Raw genomic sequence first — 22,148 nt, 5'->3', positions numbered from 1 at the left:
GTTCGCCATGATCCGTGACCGGCAGAGCTATCAACCCCCAACTCCCATCACCCCTGCGGCTTGACAACAACATGAGGAGGTGTCACCGGGTCCGAGGGGTGCCGTCCGAGACGCTGATCAGAGGTCCGACCACCGCCCGGCCGGGCGCAATGCCCGGCCGTTCGCGGGCGGCAGGTCTGCATAACGTGGATGCGCGCGAACGGCCCCGACCGCCGAGGCCGGCACGCATCGACGCATGTGGGGGCACGATGGTCGACATCGACGCGGTGGGCGTCTTCCTGGGCCTGGACGTCGGCAAGCAGACGCATCACGGCCACGGCCTGACCCCGGCCGGGAAGACGGTCTTCGACAAGCCGCTGCCGAACAGCGAACCGAAGCTGCGGGCGGTCCTCGACAAGCTCACGGCCAAGTTCGGCACGGTTCTGCTGGTCGTGGACCAGCCCGCCTCCATCGGCGCCCTCCCGCTGACCGTCGCCCGGGACGCCGGCTGCCAGGTCGCCTACCTGCCCGGACTGGCGATGCGCAGGATCGCCGACCTCTACCCCGGCGAGGCCAAGACCGACGCGAAGGACGCCGCCGTCATCGCGGACGCCGCCCGCACCATGCCCCACACCCTGCGCACCCTCGACCTTGCCGACGAGGTCACCGCCGAGCTGACCATGCTGGTCGGCTTCGACCAAGACCTCGCCGGCGAGGCCAACCGCACCTCCAACCGCATCCGCGGCCTGCTCACCCAGTTCCACCCCAGCCTCGAGCGGGTCCTGGGCCCGCGCCTGGACCACCCGGCGGTCACCTGGCTCCTGGAGCGCTACGGATCCCCGCAAGCCCTGCGCAAGGCGGGCCGCCGCAGGCTGGTCGAAGTCGTCCGCCCAAGGGCCCCGCGCATGGCCGAGCGGCTCATCGACGACATCTTCACCGCGCTCGACGAACAAACCGTCGTCGTCCCGGGCACCGGCACCCTCGACGTGATCGTCCCTTCGCTGGCGAAGTCGCTGGCCGCCGTCCACGAACAACGCCGGGCCCTGAAAGCCCGGATCGGGGCACTGCTGGAGGCCCACCCTCTTTCCCCGGTCCTGACCTCGATGCCCGGCATCGGCGTCAGGACCGCCGCAGTCCTCCTGACCACCGTCGGCGACGGCAGCTCCTTCCCGAGCGCCGCCCACCTGGCCTCCTACGCCGGCCTCGCCCCGGCAACCCGCCAGTCCGGCACCTCGATCCACGGCGAACACGCCCCCAGAGGCGGCAACCGGCAGCTGAAACGGGCGATGTTCCTCTCCGCGTTCGCAGCACTCCATGATCCCGCCTCCCGGACCTACTACGACCGCTGCCGAGCCCGCGGAAAGACCCACACCCAGGCCCTCCGCCGCCTCGCCCGCCACCGCATCAGCGTCCTGTTCGCCATGCTCCGCGACGGAACCTTCTACCAGCCGAGAAGCCCCCGACCCGCTTGACGAAAGACATAGAGGCACGTTATCTGCGCGCCTGGCAGCGGCACAGCCGGGCCATGCACGCCTACACCGCACGCCCGTACGCCGGGGACGTGCTGTTCTTCTCCCACCAGGAGGAGATCCCGGAATTCCCGGCCGGCCAGGCGACGAACTGGCGGCGGCTGGTCCACGGCGACTTCCGGAAGGTCCCGGTGCCCGGCAACCACCTCAGCATGAACGGGATGCCGCACGTCGCCACGATCGGCGTCCATCTTGCACAGGGAGACAACGGTGAGTGACCTGACCAGCGGCACGCCGCGCACCACGCCCGCCGGCCCGACCTGGTACGACATCCTCAACCCCGATGCCCCGGGAACCCCGGTGATCACCGTCCACGGTGGCCCCGGCACTCCCCACGACTATCTGCGGCCCCTCGCCGACGCGTTGCCGGGCCATCCCGTCGTGGTCTACGACCAGTCCGGCTGCGGCCGCTCCGCGCAGCGGCCCGCCGACGGGCCGCCCTGGCGGCTGGAGCACTTCGTCGACGAACTCGATGCCCTCGTCGACACTCTGGGCTTCGAGCGCTTCCACCTCCTCGGACACTCCTTCGGCACGATGATCACCTGTGACTTCGCCTTGCGTGGCACCCACCGCCCCGACTGGCTGATTCTCGTCTCGCCCGTGCTGAACGTCCGCAAGTACGAGGAGGACATGAGGCAGCTGCTGTTCCGGCTGCCTCCGGCCACCGCCCAGGCCATCAGCGACGCCCTCCGCACCGGCCGGTACGACACCGCCGCCTACCACGAGGCGTCCATCGAGTTCGCCGAGCGGCACATGTGCCGCACCGACTGGCCTGACGAACTGATGGACGCCACCCTCGGCACCTCCGCGCAGATCCGCGACGCCCTGTGGGGCCCCACCGAGTTCCGTGTGACCGGCAGTCTGCGCTCCTACACGCGCAGCGACCGGCTGACTGAACTGGACGTGCCCACCCTCTTCGTGTGCGGGGAGCACGATTTCGTCCCGCCCCGGGCCTGCCAGGCGTACGCCCGGGTTGTGCCCCGCGGGCAGACCGCGGTCGTCCCGGACGCCTCCCACATGCCCCATCTGGAGCAACCCAAGTCGTTCGCGAGGGAGTTGTTGACCCGGATCGGCGGACCGGCGTGAGAAAAAAGAGTTGTTACCACCGGCAATCCTGCGCCTACGATGAGGGACGGCAACCTCGTCCAAGGGATCGTTTCAGAAGGGGTCACGTTGCAGTCGGCGTCACGTGCCACGGGTGGCGAGCGGGCGGGCCGCAGGCCGCGCAACGCGCAGGCCACCTGGTGGCCGCTGATTCGAAGACTCACCACGCACCGCTGAGCCTTGCCGAGAGCACTGCTGCTCCGGCACGGCGCGGTTCTACGTGCCCACTTCACCTCACCCGGCCGGTCTCCGGCATACCCCCGGTCCGTCGCGCCCTCGCGCGGACCCGGGGCCGTCCCGTGGCCTGGCCCCTTTCCCTCCCGAGGCCATGAACAAAAACAGATTCCTGCCCACACTGCTGGTCGTGGCGCTGATCGGCACCATCATCGAGCTGGACATGTCCGTGCCCAGCTTCCCCGACATCGCCCGGGCGCTGGACGCGTCCGAGTCGTCGGTCCAGCTGACCGTCACCTACAACTTCCTCGGCTACTGCCTGGGTGCCCTCGCCTACGGGCCGCTGTCCGACCGGTTCGGCCGGCGCGGTGTCATGCTGGCCGGCAACACCGTCATGCTGGCCGGTGCCCTGGGCTGCGCGGTGGCGCCCAGCATCGAGTTCCTGCTGGTGTCCCGGTTCGTGCAGGGCATCGGCGCCAGCACCTCCGTGGTACTCGTCTTCGTGATCATCGCGGACGTCTACGAGGGCAAGCAGCTGCTGAAGATGTTCGGTCTGACCAACGCCGCCATGTCCACCTTCATGACAGCGGCCCCGGCGCTCGGCGGACTGGTCAACCGCACCCTCGGCTGGCGCGGCAACTACGCGGTGGTCTTCGGCGTCACCCTGGTATCGCTGCTGCTGATGGCGCTGTTCCTGCCCGAGACCAGGACCGATCGGGTCAAGGTGAGCGCCCGGCAGGTGGCCGGCGACTACCGGCGGCTGCTGGGCAGAGGGGAGTTCATCGCCGCGTCGCTCGTCCCCAGCCTGCTGTTCGCCGCCTACATGGTCTTCATCGCCGCCAGTTCCTTCCTCTACACGGACACCTACGGCCTGTCCACGCTGGCGTTCGCGGGCAACCTGCTGGTGATCGTCGCGTCGTTCGCGGTCACCAGTCTATTTGCCACCAAGATCATGGACCTCCTCGGTGGTCCCGGGCGCACCGTGGCGTGCGCCATCGCCGCCACGCTGGCCGGAGTGGCCCTGTTCCTCGCCTTCGGTGACGGCCCGGTGTCCACCACCGTGTCCCTCGCCGTCTTCTGCGTCGGCTTCGCCGCCGTCTACCCCATCGTCTTCGGCCGTTCCCTCCAAGTGTTCCCCGAGCTCCAGGGAGCGGCGTCCTCGCTGAACATGAGCGGCCGGGCGCTGCTGGTGACCGTGTTCACCGGTGCGGCCAGCAGCCTGTTCACCGGCGACGCCGTCGTCACGGCCGGAGTGATGGCAGTGGCTACCGTCGTGGCCGCATCGCTGGCCTTCCTCAGGCCCCGCACCCCCGCCGGCGAGCAGACCCCGCCCCGCTCTGACGCGATGACCGGGACCGGCTGAGCCGGCCCCGCTCCGACTTTCCTTAACCCCTCGCGGGTGCGGGCGGCACCCCCAGCCGCCCGCACCCGCCCCGACCCGTCGTCACAGGGCACGTCGGCCGACGCGCCGTCGTGCCCGGGAAGAGGCACGTCATGTCCACCCTTCACCAGGAGGGGGCACCGACGAAAGTGCCCTGGTAGCACCGACGAAACGGGCTCATCGTGATCACGATGAGCCCGTTTCGTTTTGTCTGCGCAGGTCGGCTGAGTGTGACGGTTCTTACACGCATGGCTGCCCGGCGGCTGGTAGGCCGCCGGGCAGTCGGGTTCTGCGGTTGTAGATCTTCAGTGGTTCACCGGGGTGTGTGCAGTCTCACTCTTCGGACCGGGGCTCTTCCGGCTTGGTGTCGTAGCCCTTGGGTGTCCAGGTGCCCAGGGGCTTGGTCCTGCGGCGGCGGGTGGGGCGGCGCCGGGGGCGGTCGCCGTTGACGGCGATGGCGTCGGCCCAGGCGGTGAGTTTGCGCTTGTTGGCGTGGGCGAGCTGGAAGGCCAGGAGGATCGTCTGGGCGGCGATGCCACGGATGCGGCGGCTACCAGGGTTCTCGAGGCGTTCGCGGAGGGTGTCCTTGGCGTAGCCGTTCATGCCCTCGATGCTGTTGCGCAGGCGGAAGTAGACGCGCTGCCAGGTCTCGGAGCCGTATTGGAAGGGCTGCCAGAGGTTGGCCCCGGTTTCGGGCGGGATGGTGATGGTGCGCTGTTTGCAGCAGGCGGTGGGGCCTGCTGGGCCGGGCTTGGGGTCGACCAGGGGGAGGTGGATGCCGCGGCCTAGGGTGTACGCCTTGAGGGGGCACTGGGTGCGGTTGGCTTCGGCGGGGCACATCATGCGGCGGTGTCCCTCGGCGTCGGGGCGCTGCTTGGGCATGAAGAGGTAGGCGGCGCGGGCGCGGATGCGGTTGATCCAGGTCTGCTTGTCGATCTTCTCGGCGATCAGGTCCTTGGTGGCGTCCTTGAGTGATTTGGGCATGGAGGGGCAGTACCAGTTGCCCTCGACGAGCTGGGCGCCGGCGAAGCCTGCCTGCACGCCGAGCTGGTCCTTGGCGTAGTCGTAGACAGGCTCGTAGCCCATGGCACGGATGGGGAGCTGAAAGTTCTCGGGCTTCTGGTCGTTGTAGGCACGGTCGCCGGCCAGGTAGCCGCGAGGGAGGCTGTCGTCGATCTGCTGGAGCGCTTCGACGGCTACCTGGCCGGGGCGGTGGCTGGGCTTGTCGATGGAGAAGGCGAGAATCAGAGCCGGAATCACGTCGGGGTCGGCGGAGCCGTCGGGCAGGGGTGCGCCGTGGTGGCGGGGGTCGCGGGCTACGACGAGGGAGGCGTCGTAGCCGTAGAGGCGCTTCTTGATCCGTTCGATCTTCTTCTGGATCTTGACGTTCTTCTTCTGCCTGGCCTTGTCGGCGGTGGTGACGTGGTCCAGGGCGAGGGGGTCCTCGTGCTTGGCCTTGCGGACGTACCAGGCGGCGTCGGGGTCGGTGGAGGTGACGGGGCTTTCGGGGGCGAGTCCCTTGGCGTAGGTGCCGATCACGGTGGCGTCGACGGCGACCGAGCCGTCCCAGTGGGCTTTGAGGAGTGGACGGACCTCGCGCAGGGACATGCCGAGGATCATGTTGGCCAGCTTGAGCATGAGGGTGCGTTTGCGGGCGGATTCGTCCGGGTCGGCCTCGGCCAGGATGCGGTCGGCTTCGGCGCGGTCGAGGCGGTGGTTCTTGGGGAGCGGGGACGGGTCGATGGCGCGGACGACGCGGTGGAAGCGGCGGCGGACGGTGCCGTAGCCGGCTTCGAAGCCCTTGTCGTGGTTGGGGTAGCGGCGGAGCCCGAGGTGCGCGCGCATCGTGTCGGACAGCGAGAAGTAGAGCAGGTCGGTGACGGCGGTCAGGGTCACGATGCCGCGGTGGAGGGCGGAGGCCAGACTCATGCCGAACAGCAGGGTCCTGACCGGGAGTTGGCTGGGGCGTCCGGTGGTGTTGGCGACGAGCGGATCGATCTCCTCGACCAGTCCGGAGGCGTCGATGTCGTCGAGGATGCTCGCGGCCACGTCATCGGGAACCAGAAGGCGGCGGGAGCGCATGCGGGCGAAGTGGAGACGGCGGTCGAGTTTGCTGGTCATGTCTCACAGCTCCTTCAGTGCTTGGGCGGCCTGTTCGGGCGAGAGGTTGCGGACGTGCGGCAGGATCCGGTCGATGGAGCGCAGGGTCGTCAGGCCGGCAGCCGCCATGAGCGTGGGCAGGTGCATGCGGGCCTCGACGGCGTCGACGAGCCAGGTGGCGCGGGCCCGGCCCATGACCAGGGGTGGGCAGCCGGGTGGAGTCTTCGTGCGGGCGAGAAAGTTGGTGACTGTGTTGGTGCCGCGGGCGTAGCTGTTTGGGCGGAAGAGGTAGCGGGCCTGGCCGGGCGTGGAGATCCGGGCGGTGGCTTCGAGGAGGACCGGGGCCCAGGTGGTGCGGCACAGGACGGTGCGGGCGCGCGGGCCGCGAACGCCGACGGCGACCGCGCCGTTGGATGCTTCGCGTACGTCATGGACGCGCAGCGGGATGATCTCGGGTGAGTCCAGGGCGCAGCCGAAGCCGAGGGCGAGCAGGGTCAGCAGGCCGTAGCGCAGTTCGTCGGTGGGCTGAGCGCGGGCGGTGGCGTACAGCTGGGCCTGCTCGGCCCTGGTGTAGGGGCGGGAGGCGTCCGAGCCGGAGTACGCGGCCGGGTTGCCGGTGATCAGGTCGGGGCCGAGCAGGGCGCGGCGGAGCCTGCCGAGGCGGCCGCGGCGGTTGGAGCGGGCCGCCTCGCCCACGTGCGCGTAGCCGGTGGCCAGGTACCACTCGACCGCCTCCGGCGTGAGCAGGTGCTCGGCCTTGGTGGGGCGCCCGCAGGCGTCGGCGTGCGCGGCGGCATACGCCAGGGCGCCGAGCCAGTCGCGGGCCTCCTTGGGCGTGGCGGGCTTCGCCTTGCTCACGGCGCGGCGGCAGTCGGGGCCGATGCGTTCCCAGACAGGGGTGGCCAGCTTGGGCCGGTACTGCTCGATCGCGTCCATCGTGACTCTCCGCCAGGAAAGAACCCCGGGAGGGGTGCTTTTCCAATAGCAGGACGCCGATGCGACGGACGCTGTCATGCCTGGAGGTCCGTATGGGCGACACTCTTCGACGTGCCCCAGGGAGACAAGCGAAGCCTCAAGCCCTTCAAGTACGTGGTCGAGGGCGTCTGGCCGCACGCTGTGCTCGATGACCACCACGGGGCCCGGGTGGCACAGGAGGTGGCGGCCCGGCTGCGCCGTGCGATCGACGCCCGCGGCTGGTCGATCGCCGAGGTGTCCCGGCGTACCGGGGTGTCGCGGATGACGATCGTGCAGGTGCTGGACGGTGTGGTGTGGTGTGACCTGCTGACGATCGCGAACCTGGAGAAGGCGCTGGGGGTGGACCTGTGGCCCGGCCGCGAGCCGGGCAATCCTCCACGGTGAATTCGCATGGGCATTCGGACTCCTCGAACGGCCTGCGGGAAGCAAGCAGGGGAATTTGGCCGAATGCCGGACACGCCCGGGTGGTGCCGGGTAGTGTCGGAAACGGCCTTAGCGGGCCCGGCCGTCACCGCACCCTGGGGCCAACCAGGGAAAACTGCGGTGGCGGTCTCTTATGTGCGGCGGTGCTTTGTGGGTTTCGTGTTGTGGGCGGTCGGGGTCAGGCGAATTTCCAGTTCAGTCGCGGCCGGTAGTAGACGTGCGGGTCGTCTTCCCGTGTGACGCGTTCCAGGGCGCCGGAAATCGTCAGGGCCCGCAGGCAGTTGCGCAGGCTCTTGCGTTCCCGGGGGTCGCGGGGAATGCCGAGCGCTCTGGCCAGATCCTCGCTGCCCCACGGCTCTTCAGGGCGTTGGGCGATGACGTTGAGGATCTCCTGCTGCTTTGTGCTGCGGATGACGATCTCGGCGGGGGGCTGTGCCGCGTCCGCCGGCGGCGGGGCGGTGGGTTCATCGGAAGGGGTGGGCTCCGCGTCTGCCGGGGAGGTCGTCGCACTGTCCTGCGGGCTCGGGACGATACGCAGCTCCACCGGAGGGGCGGGGGGCGCGGCACTGAGAATGCCGTGCTCCCGGGCACGTTCGTGCATGGCCCGCAGACGTGCCTGCAGCCCGACCAGGCTTACTGCCTCCTCGCGGTGCGCGATCAGCAGCTCGCACTTCTTGATCTCTTCGCGCGCAGCCGCGTTGTGTCTTTCGGCAGCCGCTTTGTGACTTTTGATGGCTGTCTTGGATTCCTCGATCAGGGCGTCGTACTGACGGACCACATGCTCTGCTTCGTCCCCGAAGTCGGCCGGGGGACTCGGGAAAGTCTCCTGGTACGTCATGCGCACCACGGTAGAGCGGAGCCGTGCTGGCTGTCTGGCTTTTGGGTGACCAGGTGGCTGCCTTATTGGCTGCGGACCTTTTATCGCGGCTTTTTCTCGGCCGTGTGTTCGCAATACGGTATTCCGTGTGACCAGATGGGGGATTCCGGAGGCTGCAACGGGACTCGTATCTGGTCTCTTCTCCTCAGACAGTCCAGATCGGCTGGCTGTGTTCGGCTTCGTCTGGCTTGCCGGGGAGGGGCAGCTCGGACAGCAGTGAAGCCGTCAGCTGCTCGGTGCCCTCGCGAATGGCCCGGACGGCTGCGGTGCGTAGTAGGAACGCCAGTTGGCCCACATTGCCGCCGGTGCGCTCGTACAGGAAGCCGGCTTGGGCGGTGAGGGTGCCTGGTTCGTGTGCCTGTAGGCGCAGTGCAGCCTCGGCCTCGCTGATCATCCGGGCCCAGTCCTCGCCCATGGGCAGTGCGGAGAGGTGGAGGGGCACCAGCCGGCGGTGCGGAGCGTGTGTCACCTCGGCGGCGAGCACAGTGGGGTCGCCGATGCCGGCGAAGGCGAAGGTCGCCGGGATGCGGTCGCACAGGTAGTCCAGGACCTCGGCCACGGCTGCGCCGGACCTGCCTGGACTGCGCAGGTGCTGGACCTCGTCGACCAGGACCAGCCTGGTCCGGGCGGTCTCCATCGCCTCGCTCACCCGGACCACGAGATCGGCTGTCGTAGGAGATCCCCGCAACGCAACACCGAGACGGCGGGCCAGTTCAGCCAGGAACAGACGTGGTGAGGTGGCGGGCGCCAGCCGGACGTAGACCACTGGGACGGTCTCGCCGCCCGGCTCCTGAGCGGTGCAGCGGCGGGCCGCTTCCCACAGGGCGGTGCTCTTCCCGGTGCCAGTCTGCCCTTCCAAAAGCAGCCCATAACGGGCGCCTGACGCGTACCTGTTGACGGTCAGCGCCTCCTCGATCCGCCGAGCAGCAGCTACGACACCTGGTGCGCGCAGGGGAAGCCGGGCGTGATAGGTCATACGGAGCTCCTCCGGTAGCGTCCGTGTGCCCTCTGCCAGCGCCGGGAGCTGGGTGACGGTATCCATCCAGTTCTTGAACTGCACCCAGTCCCTGAACGACTGCCCGTCAGCGGTGACAGGGGCGCGCGCGATCCGGTCACTGACGGCTGGATCCGGTCCGCGCCGACCCGCGTCGGTGTAGCGGTACGTGTGGTCAAGTGGTGCGTGACCCAGGGCGAGTTGAGCAGACGACCGGTTGGCAGGAGGTGCCGCATAGGCTGTGATCCACTCGGTGCGCCCCGTCCGTAGCCACACGTGCCGCAGGTCGTACGGGTCCCACCGCACCTCGAACGGGCGGCGGTCCCCGGTGCGCGACATCGCGTGGCGCAGCGGATCCAGGGCCGGGGCGTCGTAGAGACGCCCACCGAGCCGGATCCCTGAGGAACCCACCACGCGCCGTGTCACATTCAGCAACCCGGTGAGCTGCCGCGGGGAGACGGGCGCCGGTGTCCAGCCCGCCGAAGCGGTCAGCGTCTCATGGCGGGTTCGCGGCGTGTGCGCTCCGCTCATGGGGGCTGTGGGCACTGGGGCGTCCGGCCATACGCGGGCCACCCACGCATCGAGCAGGTCCTGCACCATCTCCGGCGGCCACCCGGCCTCGTGCGCGCCCCGCCCGGCTGCGGACAGCAGATGGTCGGTGAACAGCGACGCGAAGCGCTCCAGCGTGCGCTCCATACTCCCGCGGTCCACCGGCCGCATGCGCTGCGCGTACCGCACGGGGATCCCCAGACGTGCACAGGCATCACGCAGGGCACGCAGGCCGGGCGCGTGCGCGCCGTCGATGACGAGGGTGGCCGGGCGGACGACCAGTGAGGGCGCATGCCGCCGGCCCGCGCCACGGAGTTTCCCGGACAACAGGACACCCCAGTCGGCCTGCACGTCCAGCGGCGCGCACATCCGCGCCAGCAGCGCCGTTTGCAGCGGCGGCCGGGGCTCGGTGTGGACCACGGCGGTCAGGGCGAGCCGGGTCGCCTCGTCGAGAGCGACCAAGAGCCGCAGGCGCTCGTTCCCACCTTCCCCACCGGAGGGCAGCGGCAGCTCGACCGTGTCCAGGTGAACGCGCTCGCCGACCGCCACCACGGTCGCCGGGGCGGCCCTCTCCTCCGCGGCGCGGATCAGGAGTTGGACGGCGAAGCGTCGGACGGCGGTCCGGGACGGCCGGGGCAGCTCGCCCGTCGCGATGGGCGCGGCCAGGCGTATCAGCACCCGCTCGTGCAACTGCCCGGCCGTCAAGGGCTGGCCCGGCTGCTGTGCGGCGACCACTTCCCGCACAACGGCCTGCACCTGGGGATGCAGCACGGGCTCCTCCGCTGCCGCGTGCCGCCCGGCCCGGCCGTCGGTGAGACCGGCCAGTCCCCGCTGCTGGTACCGCTGCCGTTTGCGCCGCACCGTCCGCGCCGAAGCCCCGCCTATCCCCAGCTCGGCCAGCTCCCTGGCCTTGGCTTCCTCCCGCTCGGTCAGGGTGTGGCAGGCGGGGTCGTAAGCGGGACGCGGCTTCGTGCCGGGCGAAGCACCGTACGGTACGCCGGTCAGCACCTCGGTGACATGCCGCCGCCACCACTGCGCGCGCTCCAGCGCCGCCTCCGGCAGGGCCCGCACCGACGGCTCCGGCGCGGGCTCGCCGTCGTGCCCCAGGAACGTGAAGTCCTGCGCCGAGAGCAGCGAGACCACATCGATGTGCTCGGTGGCACCCAGGCCGTCCCGCAGTGCCACGCGCCCGCCGCAGACCCCGGTCACCGTGCACACCTGCCCGTCGAACCGGACCCGGTCACCTGTGCCGAGCCGGTCGGGCCACACCGCGTCCATCCACTCCCTCGGTCCGCGTGTCGGAGCCGGGCCGAGCCGCACCGAGGTGCGCCCGCGCGCGTTCACACCGTGCGCCAGAACACCTCGGCGCCGCTCGCACCGACCTGGTTCCGCCGTCCAGCGGGCTGGATGTCCCAGGCCCTGCACCGGCCTGGGACATCCAGCCCGCCAGACGCGACAACGCTCCCATCCTGCCCTGCACCACCCGGACGGAACACCCCGAATTGCTATTCCAATAACAGGTCGGGAAGGTGATCTACATGACGCCCTCCCTCTCGGCCACGGCTGACTCCGTCGTCCGTCCCGTCCTTATCGACCGGACCGTCCGCCGCTTTCTGCTGCTTCCTGTCAGGCACCAGGACGCCGAGTGCTGGTCGGTGCCCGTCGTGGCGGTGCGTGCGGGCGAGCCCTACCGCCGTGCAGCGGTGCGCTACCTGCGGCAGCAGGCCGGCCTGCCGTGCCTGCGGATCGCAGACCGGTCGTCGGAGTCCTTCCGGATATCGGCGGGCGCCGCCACATCGAGTACGTCGTCCTGGCCGGACCTGCCGCCGGGGATTGGCCGCAGGACGTGCGCGCCCTGTTCGGGGCGGGCGCGCGCTGGTGGAGCACGGCCCAACTGAGAGACATCGACGTGCGGGTGGAGCCCGACACGCTGCCGCTGCTCATGGACGGCTACTGGGAGGGATGGCTGCCCGACGGGGAGGTCTCACTCGAATGAGATGCCTGTACGTATCGCGACGAGGGAGAGCGGAAGTGACGCTGCGCGCCATCGAGATCACCCTGATCCGCGCCGCCGGGACCGTCGAGTTGAAGGCGGCGCAAGAGGCAAGCCGCCTGCCCTTGGCGGCCTCCGAAGACCGCACGCGCCTAGTGGTTCTGGTGTCCGCGAAAAAGCGAACACAAGCCACTGGCGGAGGCTGGAGGATGCACTGCCCATCGACGTGCTCTGCAGTGTGTTCCCCTGGCCCGACGGGCGGTACCTCATGAGTATCCCGGTGGTCGACGCGGTGTGGGAACGGCTCCGAGGTCAGGCCGCCGCGGCTGGGAAGAGTCCGGAAGGCTCCCCGGGCGAGGCCCGTCGCAGAGGCTCTCGTCCGTGAGCGGTCCCATCGCTGGGAACGTTGGACCGCTCGCTCGATACCTTGCAGCACGCGCACACTCCCGAGGAAAACATGGCGGCAGCCACCATGCGAGCCGCTTGTCGTTCGTCGGCGGACAGCGGTTGGGCAGGCCTATGGGCTGATGCGCTCGGACATCCCCGGACTGACCCTCGGCGCGGCGAAGAAGCGAGGACCGGTCCCGGATCAGTGACAGCCTGCCTCCGAAGGCAGCCGGGCACAGGCATAGTTTCAGCCATGATGCCTCGCTGTGAGCTATTACAGCAATGTCGACTCACACTCGCCTGACCAGCGAGAAATTGATCCGAGGCTGACAGCGCATTCTCGCCATTAGTTGCTGTTTTCGTTGACTCGTACACCCACTGCTGATGAAGATCCTTCAGGTCACTGCTGGTGCGCGCCAAGGACCTCATGACCTGGGGGTATGGCGCAGCTACGGGGAGAATCAATGTCTGGCTCCGCAGGGAGCCGCGTCGCGCCTGTGACACGCCAACAAAAAGCGGTGTGGGCAGCGCAGCGGCTCGGCAATCTCAGCGACGCGTACAACATTCCGGTCGCCTTTCGGCTCTCGGGACCGCTAGACGCGATCACCCTGGACCGGGCCTTGTGCGAGCTCATCGCCCGTCACCCGGTATTGCGCTCCCGCCCAGACGCACAGGGACTCACCCTGGAGGTAAGCGACGACATCCCGGGCAGCGTGCTGCGCGTGCACGAGGCTCCCGGCCAGGACTGGAGCCCGCGCCTGGCCGAGAAGGCTGGTACACCCTTCGGCGCCGACGCCCCGCTGCGGCTCAGCGCCGACCTCTTACGCACCGGCCCCCAAGACGCAGTGCTCCTGCTGCTGCTGGACCATCTCGCCGCGGACGCACCGTCCGTGAAGTTGCTCCTGGACGACCTGTCCACGCTCTACGCCGCGTACACCGACGGGAACACGCCGCACCCCGGGCCCGCCCCGGAGGACGGCTACTTCGCGTATGCGCTGGCACAGCGGGAGTACGAGGAGTCGCCCGAGGGCCGGCGGGACGAGGAGTTCTGGGCCGAGTACGTGCGCGGCGCGACCGCCGTGTCGGCCGGCTGGGAACTCGCCAAGGGCACCGATGCCGAGGACTCCGGCACCTCGTCCGTCGACGTGCGGCTGCCCGAGGGCCTGCGCCGTCGCTGCGAGCAGCGGGGCGTTACGCCGTTCGCGGCCCTTCTCGGTGCCTTCTCGCTCACGCTGCAGCACTACTTCCGCACCGACGACCTCCTGATCGGGTATCCGGCCGTCGACTGGCGGCGCTCCCGCTACCCGGGCGTGATCGGACTGTACTCCGAGTTGCTTCCCTTCCGCCCGCCGGCCAGGCAGGGCGGCACCGCCGACGAGTACATCGCACAGGTGCAGGAATCGGTCCTGGACTGCCTCGCCCACCAGGGCGGTTCGCTTGCGAAGGCGTGGGCGGCCGCACGCAGCGCAGGGCAGTCCACCGGGGCCTCGGTGTTCCCCGCAATCATGTCGCTCAACGAGGCGACCGCCGACGAAACACTGCGCCTGCCCGGTGTCACCGCCCAGCGCGTCCCCCTGGTGCCGCGCGACGGCAAGGCAGGCCTGTTGCTCTCGGTCAACGCCGGCCAAGCGGGATACACCGGCCGACTGGACTTCATATGCGACCAGTACCCTGCGTACGTCGCCCGGAGTATCGCCCGCGCCGTCGAGACGGTGCTCGGGCAACTGCTGGACACACCTGAACGCTCCGTGCTCCGCGTGGCCCTGGCCGGCTCCGAGGACCGTGCGGACGCGGCCATGCCCGGCCGTACGGACTCCGGCAGCGCGCCCCCGCCACTGGTCCCCAGTGCCTTCGCGGAGCAGGTGACGTCCCGGCCCGACGCGCTCGCCCTGATCGAGGGCGAGCGCACCGTGACCTACCGGGAGCTGGACGAGGACAGCCGCCGCCTGGCCGTCCGGATCGCCGCCCTGGGACTGCCCGCCGGAAGCACGGTGGCGCTGTGCCTGCCGCGGTCCGCCGCGTTCGTCGCCGCCGCCCTGGCGGTACTCCGCTGCGGCATGGCCTACCTGCCCGTCGACATGGCGCAGCCGGCCAGACGGCGTGCGTTCATCATCGGCGACGGCGGCGCGGCGGCCGTCCTGGTCGACGACGACCAAGCGCGTGCCGGGTTAACGGCTGACCTGCCGGTCCTCGACGTGCGCGAACCGGCGGACAGCACGGCCGAGTTCGCCGACGCACCGATCGACGGCACCCGGCCAGCATACCTCATCACCACCTCCGGTACCACGGGGTTACCCAAAGCCGTCGTCGTGCCGCACCGGGCCATCGCCAACAACCTGGACTGGAAGCGGCGTACCTTCGCCCTCGGTCCCGAGGACCGCTTCTACTTCAAGACACCCCCCGTGTTCGACGCCTCGGTGTGGGAATACCTGGTGCCGCTCACGATCGGCGCGTCGATGGTGATCGCCGACGCCGACGCGCACCGGGACCCGGCGGCCCTCCTGACGGATATGCGCCGGCACGAGGTGACAGTGGCGCAGTTCGTACCGACCTTGCTCAAGGCTCTGCCGGGCGACGAGGGCCTGAGCGGCTGCCGCGCCCTGCGCTGGCTGTTCTGCGGCGGTGAGCAACTCGACCACGCGGTGGTGCGGATGGTGACCCGCACCAGCCGGGCCCGGGTGGTCAACCTTTACGGCCCCACGGAGGCCACCATCGACGCGACCTTCCATGTGTGCGGGCCGGACGACGACAGCGCCCCCGTCGTACCGATTGGCCGCCCCGTGGACGGCGCGGAGACCTATGTGCTCGGTGCCGACGGCCAACTCCTGCCCCCCGGATTCACCGGCGAGTTGCATCTCGGGGGCGTCGTCCTCGCCGACGGCTACGTCAACCGCGCACAGCTGACGGCGGAGCGGTTCATCGCCAGCCCCCTGGACGAACATGCCGGCGCACCGACGCCGCCGCGCCTGTACCGCACCGGCGACCTGGTGCGCCGGCGTGCCGACGGGGTGCTGGAGTTCATCGGGCGGGAGGACGGCCAGGTCAAGATCCGCGGGCTGCGCGTCGACCTGGACGGCATCCGCAGCCTACTGCTGGAGCACGATCGGGTGAAGGACGCCGCGGTGGTCGTGCACCCCCGGCACCAGGACACCCTGGTGGCGTACGTCGTCGCCCCGGACGGTACGACGGCCGACAGCATCCTCGCACATCTCGCCGAGCGCCTCCCCGCCGAGCAGCTCCCGGCGCATGTGGTGCGGCTGGACGAGCTGCCGGTCACGGCGACGGGCAAGGCCAACATCAAGGCGCTGCCGGTGCCGGAGGCGGGCCGGGACGTCACGGCGGGGACCGCGCCGCGCACCGCCCTGGAACACCGCCTGACGGCGCTGTGGGCTGAGGCGCTCGGCATCTCCCCGGACCGCGTGCCGAGGTCGGTGAGCCTCTTCGAGCTGGGTGGAAGCTCAGTGACCCTCATCCAACTGCACAGCGGCATCAGGCGGGAGCTGTCGGTGGAGATTCCCGTCACCGACCTGTTCAAGTACCCGACCGTATCGGCCCTCGCCGGCGCGCTCAGCCGCCCAGGCCGCACACCGCACAACTAGGGGGACATCCCGTGAGCGTGCAGAACCCGGACCGTGCCGTCGCCGTGATCGGCATGGCATGCCGCTTTCCCGGAGCGCGGGACGTCGACGGCTACTGGTCGAACCTGCTGGACGGGGCCCAGTTCCTGGACCCGCTCGACGAACCCGGCCTCCGCGCCAGGGGCGTACCGCGGGACCGCTCCGCCCGGGAGGGATACGTCGCCGTCTCGGGTGCCGTGGATGGCGTCGAGCACTTCGACTCCTCCTTCTTCGGCATCGCGCCGGCCGAGGCCGACACGATGGACCCACAGCACCGGCTCTTCCTGGAGGAGGCCGTGCACGCGCTGGAGGACGCCGGCTGGGCGGGCCGCGCCGCCGGAGGACGCGTGGGCGTGTTCTGCGGTAGCGGCGACAACCGATACGGTCGGCTGCTACCGGAACCGGACGCGGCCTCGGGCAGCCACCGCCGTATGTCGGACGCGCCGGCGATGCTGCCCCTGCGCGTCTCCTACCACCTCGACCTGCGCGGCCCGAGCCTCTTCGTGAACACCTTGTGCTCCACCGGGCTCACCGCCGTGCACCTCGCCCGGCAGAGCCTGCTGGCGGGGGACTGCGACATAGCCCTGGCCGGCGCGGTGTCTGTCCAGCTGCCGCACGAGCACGGCTACGTCGCGCAGGAGAGCGCGGTGCTGTCCCCGGACGGCACGCTGCGCCCCTTCGACCGTGCCGCGTCCGGGACGGTGCCGGGCAGCGGCGTCGGCGTCGTCGTGCTGCGGCCGCTGGCCGCCGCGCTCCGGGACGGTGACCGCATCCATGCGGTGCTGCACGGCACGGCCGTGAACAACGACGGCTCCGGCCGCCAGAGCTTTGCCGCGCCCAGCGTCGCCGGACAGCGCGACGTCATTCTGGCGGCCCTCGCCGATGCCCGGGTGGACCCGCGCGCCGTCGGCTATGTCGAGGCTCACGGCACCGGCACACCCCTCGGGGACCCCATCGAGCTTGCCGCCCTGCGCGAGGCCCGGGAGCGGCTCGGTGCGGACACCCCGTGCGCGATCGGCGCGGTGAAGTCCTCCATCGGGCACCTGGACACGGCCGCGGGCATGGCCGGACTCATCAAGGCGGTCCTCTGCGTACGCGAAGGCGTCATCCCGGCGACCGTCAACCACGAGGAACTGCTGACCTCGGCGGACCTGGAGGGCAGCGGACTGTACGTCAACACCCGGCGCCGACCCTGGCCGGAGCAGGAGCAGCCGCGGTACGCCGCCGTGTCCACGCTCGGCGTCGGCGGCACCAACGCCCATGTTGTCATCGGCCAGCACCTCCCCGCCCCCGGGCCGGGCCGCGCCAAGGGCGGCACCGCGCAGCTCTTCCCGCTCTCGGCCCGGACCGCCGAGGCCTTCCACGGACTGCGTGAGAGCCTGGCCGACGCCCTCGCCGCCAGCCCGTACAGGGCTTGCGCGGACGTGGCCCGCACCCTCCAGGACGGCCGCATGCCCCGCGAGCTGCGGCGGGCCTGGGTGGCGTCGACGGTGCCCGAACTCGCAGCCCTGCTGAAGGACGGCACGGATCCCGTTGCCGCCGGACCGCTTGAGGTGGCCCTCGACCTGGGCTCCGCCGTGCACCCTGAGCCGTCTCTGGCCAACCGGGTGCCCCCGCTGCGCACGGCCCTGGACCACCGTGACCCGGCCGGCAGGGCCTTCCTGCTGGGACACGCCGGGCTGGCCGAACTCGCCGCCCTCGGCGTGCGGTGCGGCACGCTCACCGCCCATGGGGCCGGTGAGTACCTCGCGGCGGCCTTCGCGGGAGCCCTGGACCACGATGTCGCCCTGCGCTGTGCCGTTCGATACGAGGCGATCCGGGCCGTCGTCCGGGACGGCGGTGACCTCAGCGCCTGCGAGGAACACCTGGCCGCCATCGCGGACGACCTCCGTGCCCGTCCGCCCGCCCCGCCGGAGTCCGCGCTGCGGTCGCTCAGCCTTGGCGAGTCGGTGCCCGCGGGCTGCCTGCCGCCCGTCGATCACTTCCTGGACGTCGCCCAGACCTCCGTCATGGACGGCACACCGGCCGAGCTCCCGGCGGACGCCCTGGACCTCATGGGCGCGCTGTCCTCCTGGGAGGACTGGCTGGAGCTGGCCGCCCGATGCTGGGAGCGCGGCGCCGACCTCGACTGGACCCGACTGCGCGACGGCTCCGCGCGCACCGTCGACCTGCCCCGCTACCCCTTCGAGGCCCGGCGGCACTGGGCGATCATCGGTCCGGCCGAGACCGCCACCGAAGCCGCCGCCGGGACCGCGCCCGGGAACGTCGGCGAGACCACGGCCGTACCCCCTGCTCCGCCTGCGCCGACGCCCGCCGCCGGGGCGGAGGAGGACGTGCTCGCCGTCGTCATGGAACTCTGGCGCACCGTGCTCGGCGTGCCCGACGTCGAACCCGACGCCGACTTCTTCGACCTGGGCGGACACTCTCTGGTGGCCGCCCAGATCGCGGCCCGGCTGCGGGAACGCTTCGACGTTCGGGTGCCCCTGGGCGACCTGCTGGACGCCGAGACCCCGGAGGGGATGGCCGGGCTCGTGGCCGAGTTGCGGGCCTCGGCCGAGCTTTACAGCACGCTGACCGCATCCGACCGCGCTGATGACCGCGCCGGCACGACAGAGAGCTTCGAGCTGTGACGACCACGACCGAGATACTCCGGACGCTCGCGGACCTGGGGGTACGGCTGGAGGCCCGGGACGGCAGGCTGTCCGTCAGCGGCCCCCGAGAGGCGCTGACGGACGAGCTGAAGCAGACCCTCCGCGCCCACCGCGACGCCATCCTGAGCTTCCTCCAGGAGCAGCGGCGCGCGGACGCCGAGCGCAGTCCGCGGGTCACCCGCGCCGACCGCTCCGGCCGCATACCGGCCTCCCGGGCCCAGCATCAGATGTGGCTGAGCGAGCAACTCGCCGACGGCCCGCCCGTCTACAACATGTACTTCGGCTTGGAGCTCCACGGTGATGTGGACGCTGCCGCCCTGCGCTGGGCGGTGGCGGAGCTGGTCGCCCGGCACGAGATCCTGCGCACGGCCCTCACCCAGACCGGCGGGGAACTGCTCCAGACCATCGATGCGGAGTGCCCCGTACCATTCCACGAGCACGTGGCCGCACCGGACGAAGCGGACGCGCTGGTGCGTTCCCTCGTAGCGCACCGCTTCGACCTGTCCCGGGCCCCGCTGATCCGGTTCGATCTGATCAGCACCGCCCCCCGGCGGTGGATCCTGCTCGTCGTCCAGCACCACGCCGTCTCGGACGGCTGGTCGACGGGCATCCTCAAACGGGAGCTGGCGGAGCTGTACCGGGCCCGGGTCGCAGGCCGCCGCCCCGAGCTGCCCGAACTTCCCCTCCAATATGCCGACTTCGCCTGCTGGGAGGAGCAATGGCTGGCTGGCCCCGCCGCCGTACAGCAGCGCGAGTTCTGGCGCGGTGCGCTCGCCGACCCGCCCCCCGCGCTCGACCTGATGCCCGGACGCGGCCGCGGCACTGCCTCCGGAAACCGTGGATCCGCCCTGGAGTTCCGCTACGACGAAGCGCTGCTGGACCGGGTCGACGCTCTGTGCGCCGAGACTGGCGTCACCCCCTTCACCGTGCTGCTCGCGGCCTACTCCCTGCTGCTGGCCCGGCTGTCGCGCACCGACGACGTCGTGGTGGGCAGCCCCCTGGCGAACCGGCCGCACGAGGGCCTGGAACGCGCCCTGGGCCTGTTCTTCAACCTCGTCCCGGTACGGGCCCGAGTGGACGAGCGGCTGACCACCCATCAGTTCCTCACCTCGGTCCGGCGCGCGGTCCACGAGGCCTTCGCCCACCAGGAACTTCCCTTCGAGCAGGTCGTCCAGGCCGCCGGAGCGCCGCGCGAAGCGTCGTACCCGCCGGTCTTCCAGACCGTGTTCCTGTTCCAGACCTTCCCCGACACCGAGTTAAAGCTGCCCGGGGTGCGCACTACCCCGGTGGACGTGCCGACGTACTCCACCCAGTACGACGTCATGTTCCGGCTCAGCCAGCAGGACGACGGCCTGCACGGCCTGCTGACCTACAGCGACCGCCAGTTCACCGAGGACGAGGCTCGGCGGTTCATCGCCGCCTACCGCACCCTGCTGGACGGCATGTGCCGCACCCCGGACCGTCCGCTGGCGGACGTCGGGCTGCTCGACACCGAGAGCGCCGGGCTGATCGCGCGGTGGAACGCCGCGACCGCCCGCCCGGTGCCGGACCGCCCCGTCCACGAGGAGATCCTGGCGCGGCTGGCCGAGGAGCCGCAGCGGCCGGCCCTGACGTTTCGCGGCACCACCCTCACCCGGGGCGACCTGGCGCGGCGCACCGCGTCCGTCGCGGCCGGGCTACGCGCCGCCGGGCTACGGCCCGGCGCTCGCGTGGGCATCCTGATGCCGCGTACCCCCGACCTGGTGGCGATGCTGCTTGGCATGATGGCGGCGGGGCTGGTGTACGTGCCGCTGGACGGTGCCGCACCGGCGAGCCGGCTCGAGACCATGGTGGCAACCGCCGACTGCGCCGCGCTGGTCGTCGACGACGCCTACCGAGAAGCCTGCCCCGGCTTCGGCGGGCCGCGCCTTGCGGCGGTCGAGCTGCTGCGCACCCCGGCCGGTGACCCGGGACACCGGGCTGCGACCGGATCGGCGTACGTCATCTTCACCTCGGGCTCGACTGGCGTCCCCAAGGGCGTCGAGGTCACCCACGCCAACCTCGCCAACCTGTTCATCGCCCTCGACGACGTCATCCGGCCGGACAACGCCACCGTCTGGCTGTCCGTCACCGCTGTCACCTTCGACATCGCCGTGGTGGAGCTGTTGTGGACGCTGGCCCGGGGCATCTCCGTGGTGCTCTCCGAGAACATGGAGACCCTACGCCGTGGCACGGCCGGCGCCGACGAGGCCGAACCCATGGCCGTACCCGACCTGATCCTGGCCTCAGGCGCCACCGCTCTCCAGGCCACCCCGACCCTGCTGCGCACCGTCCTCGCGTTGCCCCGCGCCGCCGAGGCCCTCGGCTCGCTGCGGATCCTGCTGGTCGGCGGCGAGCCCCTCGACCGGACGCTGGCCAGGGAGTTGAAGGCCCTCGGCATTCCGCGCGTGGTCAACATGTACGGCCCCACGGAGACCACAGTCTGGTCCACCGCCTGGGAGCTGCCCGACAGCCCCGAGCGTGTGCTGGTCGGCCGGCCCCTGGCCAACACGGCCGTGTACGTCACCGACGCCCGGCTCAACCCGCTGCCGGTCGGCATGTACGGCGAACTCGTCATCGGCGGCGCCGGAGTCGCCCGCGGCTATGTCGGCAAACCGGACCTCACCGCCGAGCGCTTCCCGCTGCGCCCAGCCCTGCACCCCGAAGGGCCGGTCTACCGGACCGGGGACCTGGCCCGGCTGCTGCCGGACGGCACCGTGGAGCTCTCCGGCCGCCTCGACAACCAGATCAAGCTACGGGGCCACCGGATAGAGCTGGAGGACGTCGAGCAGGCCGTCAACGCCGTACCCGGCGTCACCCAGTGCGCGGTGGTGCTCCAGCGCGACGGCGCGCAGCAGGCCCTGGTCGCCCACTATGTGACCCGGCCCGGCGCGGTGCTCGACGAGACGGCACTGCGCGCGGCCGTCTCCGAGCGGCTCCCGGCCGTCATGATGCCGTCTGCGTTCACGGCGATCACCCGCCTGCCCACCACCAGCAGCGGCAAGGTGGACCGCGGCGCGCTGCCCGCCGTACCGCTCGCCCGCCCCGACGCCGCCCCGGCGCAGCCCGCGCACGAGCTGGAGGAGCGGCTGCTGGAAATCTGGCGCCGCGTGCTCGGCGTGGGCGGCCTGCGTGTCACCGACGACTTCTTCCAGTCCGGTGGCTCCTCGCTGCTGGTCGTGCGGTTGCTGTCGGAAGTGCGCGCGCAGGTCCACCCCGAAGCCCGCGTCGTCGACTTCTTCAGCCACCCGAGCGTCCGTGCGTACGCGGCGTACCTCGCCGACCGCGCGCGGCCCGCGCCCGCCGGCGCCCCGCAGCCCAAAGTCCCCGCCGCCAGCCGGCGACAGCGCATGCGGCAGGCGGCCCAGCGGCGCCGGGGACGGGCCGGCTGACCCGA

General features: G+C 70.9%; 13 protein-coding genes. 9 read left to right on the top strand and 4 right to left on the bottom strand.

All coding sequences use genetic code 11. The features are described from left to right. Positions 1 to 248 precede the first annotated feature (248 nt). The 4 genes from ACZ44S_RS33725 (at position 249) to ACZ44S_RS33710 (ending at position 4,149) form a co-directional block, all read left to right on the top strand. On the top strand, positions 249 to 1,451 hold the full coding sequence (locus ACZ44S_RS33725; protein ID WP_466936131.1) for an IS110 family RNA-guided transposase: 1,203 nt from the start codon (positions 249 to 251) through the stop codon (positions 1,449 to 1,451). Further along, the gene (locus tag ACZ44S_RS33720; protein WP_466936128.1) at positions 1,448 to 1,726 is read left to right on the top strand and encodes a thioesterase domain-containing protein; all 279 of its coding nucleotides are present in this window, start codon (positions 1,448 to 1,450) and stop codon (positions 1,724 to 1,726) included. Before ACZ44S_RS33725 ends, ACZ44S_RS33720 begins: the two co-directional genes overlap by 4 nt. Beyond that, positions 1,719 to 2,594 (top strand): proline iminopeptidase-family hydrolase, encoded by an 876-nt coding sequence (locus ACZ44S_RS33715; protein WP_466936125.1) that lies wholly within the window; start codon positions 1,719 to 1,721, stop codon positions 2,592 to 2,594. The genes ACZ44S_RS33720 and ACZ44S_RS33715 overlap by 8 nt, the downstream gene beginning before the upstream one ends. A gap of 346 nt (positions 2,595 to 2,940) precedes the next feature. Continuing rightward, positions 2,941 to 4,149: an MFS transporter gene (locus ACZ44S_RS33710; protein ID WP_466936122.1), complete on the top strand. Its 1,209-nt coding sequence runs from the start codon at positions 2,941 to 2,943 to the stop codon at positions 4,147 to 4,149. A 351-nt stretch (positions 4,150 to 4,500) separates the two neighbouring features. Here the strand turns inward: ACZ44S_RS33710 and ACZ44S_RS33705 are convergent, their stop codons facing one another. Together ACZ44S_RS33705 and ACZ44S_RS33700 are read right to left on the bottom strand one after the other, a co-directional pair. After that, entirely contained in the window at positions 4,501 to 6,288 is a 1,788-nt protein-coding gene (locus tag ACZ44S_RS33705; protein WP_466936119.1) for a hypothetical protein, read from the bottom strand. Positions 6,289 to 6,291: 3 nt separating this feature from the next. Next, the gene (locus tag ACZ44S_RS33700) at positions 6,292 to 7,203 is read right to left on the bottom strand and encodes a hypothetical protein (protein WP_466936115.1); all 912 of its coding nucleotides are present in this window, start codon (positions 7,201 to 7,203) and stop codon (positions 6,292 to 6,294) included. A gap of 111 nt (positions 7,204 to 7,314) precedes the next feature. On the opposite strand from ACZ44S_RS33700, the gene ACZ44S_RS33695 reads away from it, so the two are divergent. Next, positions 7,315 to 7,626, top strand: coding sequence for a helix-turn-helix domain-containing protein (locus ACZ44S_RS33695; protein WP_466936112.1), 312 nt, complete (start codon positions 7,315 to 7,317; stop codon positions 7,624 to 7,626). Positions 7,627 to 7,843: 217 nt separating this feature from the next. Here ACZ44S_RS33695 and ACZ44S_RS33690 read toward each other — a convergent pair whose 3' ends face one another. Together ACZ44S_RS33690 and ACZ44S_RS33685 are read right to left on the bottom strand one after the other, a co-directional pair. Next, positions 7,844 to 8,503 carry a hypothetical protein gene (locus ACZ44S_RS33690; RefSeq protein WP_466936109.1) on the bottom strand — a complete coding sequence of 220 codons (660 nt, stop codon included), beginning with the start codon at positions 8,501 to 8,503 and terminating at the stop codon, positions 7,844 to 7,846. A 184-nt stretch (positions 8,504 to 8,687) separates the two neighbouring features. Beyond that, positions 8,688 to 11,363 carry an AAA family ATPase gene (locus ACZ44S_RS33685; RefSeq protein ID WP_466936106.1) on the bottom strand — a complete coding sequence of 892 codons (2,676 nt, stop codon included), beginning with the start codon at positions 11,361 to 11,363 and terminating at the stop codon, positions 8,688 to 8,690. Positions 11,364 to 11,820: 457 nt separating this feature from the next. On the opposite strand from ACZ44S_RS33685, the gene ACZ44S_RS33680 reads away from it, so the two are divergent. The 4 genes from ACZ44S_RS33680 to ACZ44S_RS33665 all read left to right on the top strand — a co-directional run bounded on the left by ACZ44S_RS33680 (position 11,821) and on the right by ACZ44S_RS33665 (position 22,143). After that, positions 11,821 to 12,081, top strand: coding sequence for a hypothetical protein (locus tag ACZ44S_RS33680; RefSeq protein WP_466936102.1), 261 nt, complete (start codon positions 11,821 to 11,823; stop codon positions 12,079 to 12,081). Positions 12,082 to 12,962: 881 nt separating this feature from the next. Then, entirely contained in the window at positions 12,963 to 16,064 is a 3,102-nt protein-coding gene (locus ACZ44S_RS33675; protein ID WP_466936099.1) for a non-ribosomal peptide synthetase, read from the top strand. Between the two features lie 11 nt (positions 16,065 to 16,075). Further along, a complete protein-coding gene (locus ACZ44S_RS33670) occupies positions 16,076 to 18,712 on the top strand; it encodes a beta-ketoacyl synthase N-terminal-like domain-containing protein (protein WP_466936096.1) in 2,637 nt (878 codons plus the stop codon). Further along, positions 18,709 to 22,143: a non-ribosomal peptide synthetase gene (locus ACZ44S_RS33665; protein ID WP_466936093.1), complete on the top strand. Its 3,435-nt coding sequence runs from the start codon at positions 18,709 to 18,711 to the stop codon at positions 22,141 to 22,143. Before ACZ44S_RS33670 ends, ACZ44S_RS33665 begins: the two co-directional genes overlap by 4 nt. The last annotated feature ends 5 nt before the right edge of the window (positions 22,144 to 22,148 follow it).

This window comes from Streptomyces malachitofuscus, assembly GCF_055571035.1.
The sequence above is the reverse complement of the archived record's forward strand: the minus strand, read 5'-3'. Positions and strand labels throughout refer to the sequence as shown.

Excerpts from the sequence above, each read along its gene's own strand:
- ACZ44S_RS33725 (WP_466936131.1), top strand. The coding sequence starts at position 249 with ATGGTCGACATCGACGCGGTGGGCGTCTTCCTGGGCCTGGACGTCGGC.
- ACZ44S_RS33710 (WP_466936122.1), top strand. The coding sequence starts at position 2,941 with ATGAACAAAAACAGATTCCTGCCCACACTGCTGGTCGTGGCGCTGATC.
- ACZ44S_RS33705 (WP_466936119.1), bottom strand. The coding sequence starts at position 6,288 with ATGACCAGCAAACTCGACCGCCGTCTCCACTTCGCCCGCATGCGCTCC.
- ACZ44S_RS33700 (WP_466936115.1), bottom strand. The coding sequence starts at position 7,203 with ATGGACGCGATCGAGCAGTACCGGCCCAAGCTGGCCACCCCTGTCTGG.
- ACZ44S_RS33690 (WP_466936109.1), bottom strand. The coding sequence starts at position 8,503 with ATGACGTACCAGGAGACTTTCCCGAGTCCCCCGGCCGACTTCGGGGAC.
- ACZ44S_RS33685 (WP_466936106.1), bottom strand. The coding sequence starts at position 11,363 with ATGGACGCGGTGTGGCCCGACCGGCTCGGCACAGGTGACCGGGTCCGG.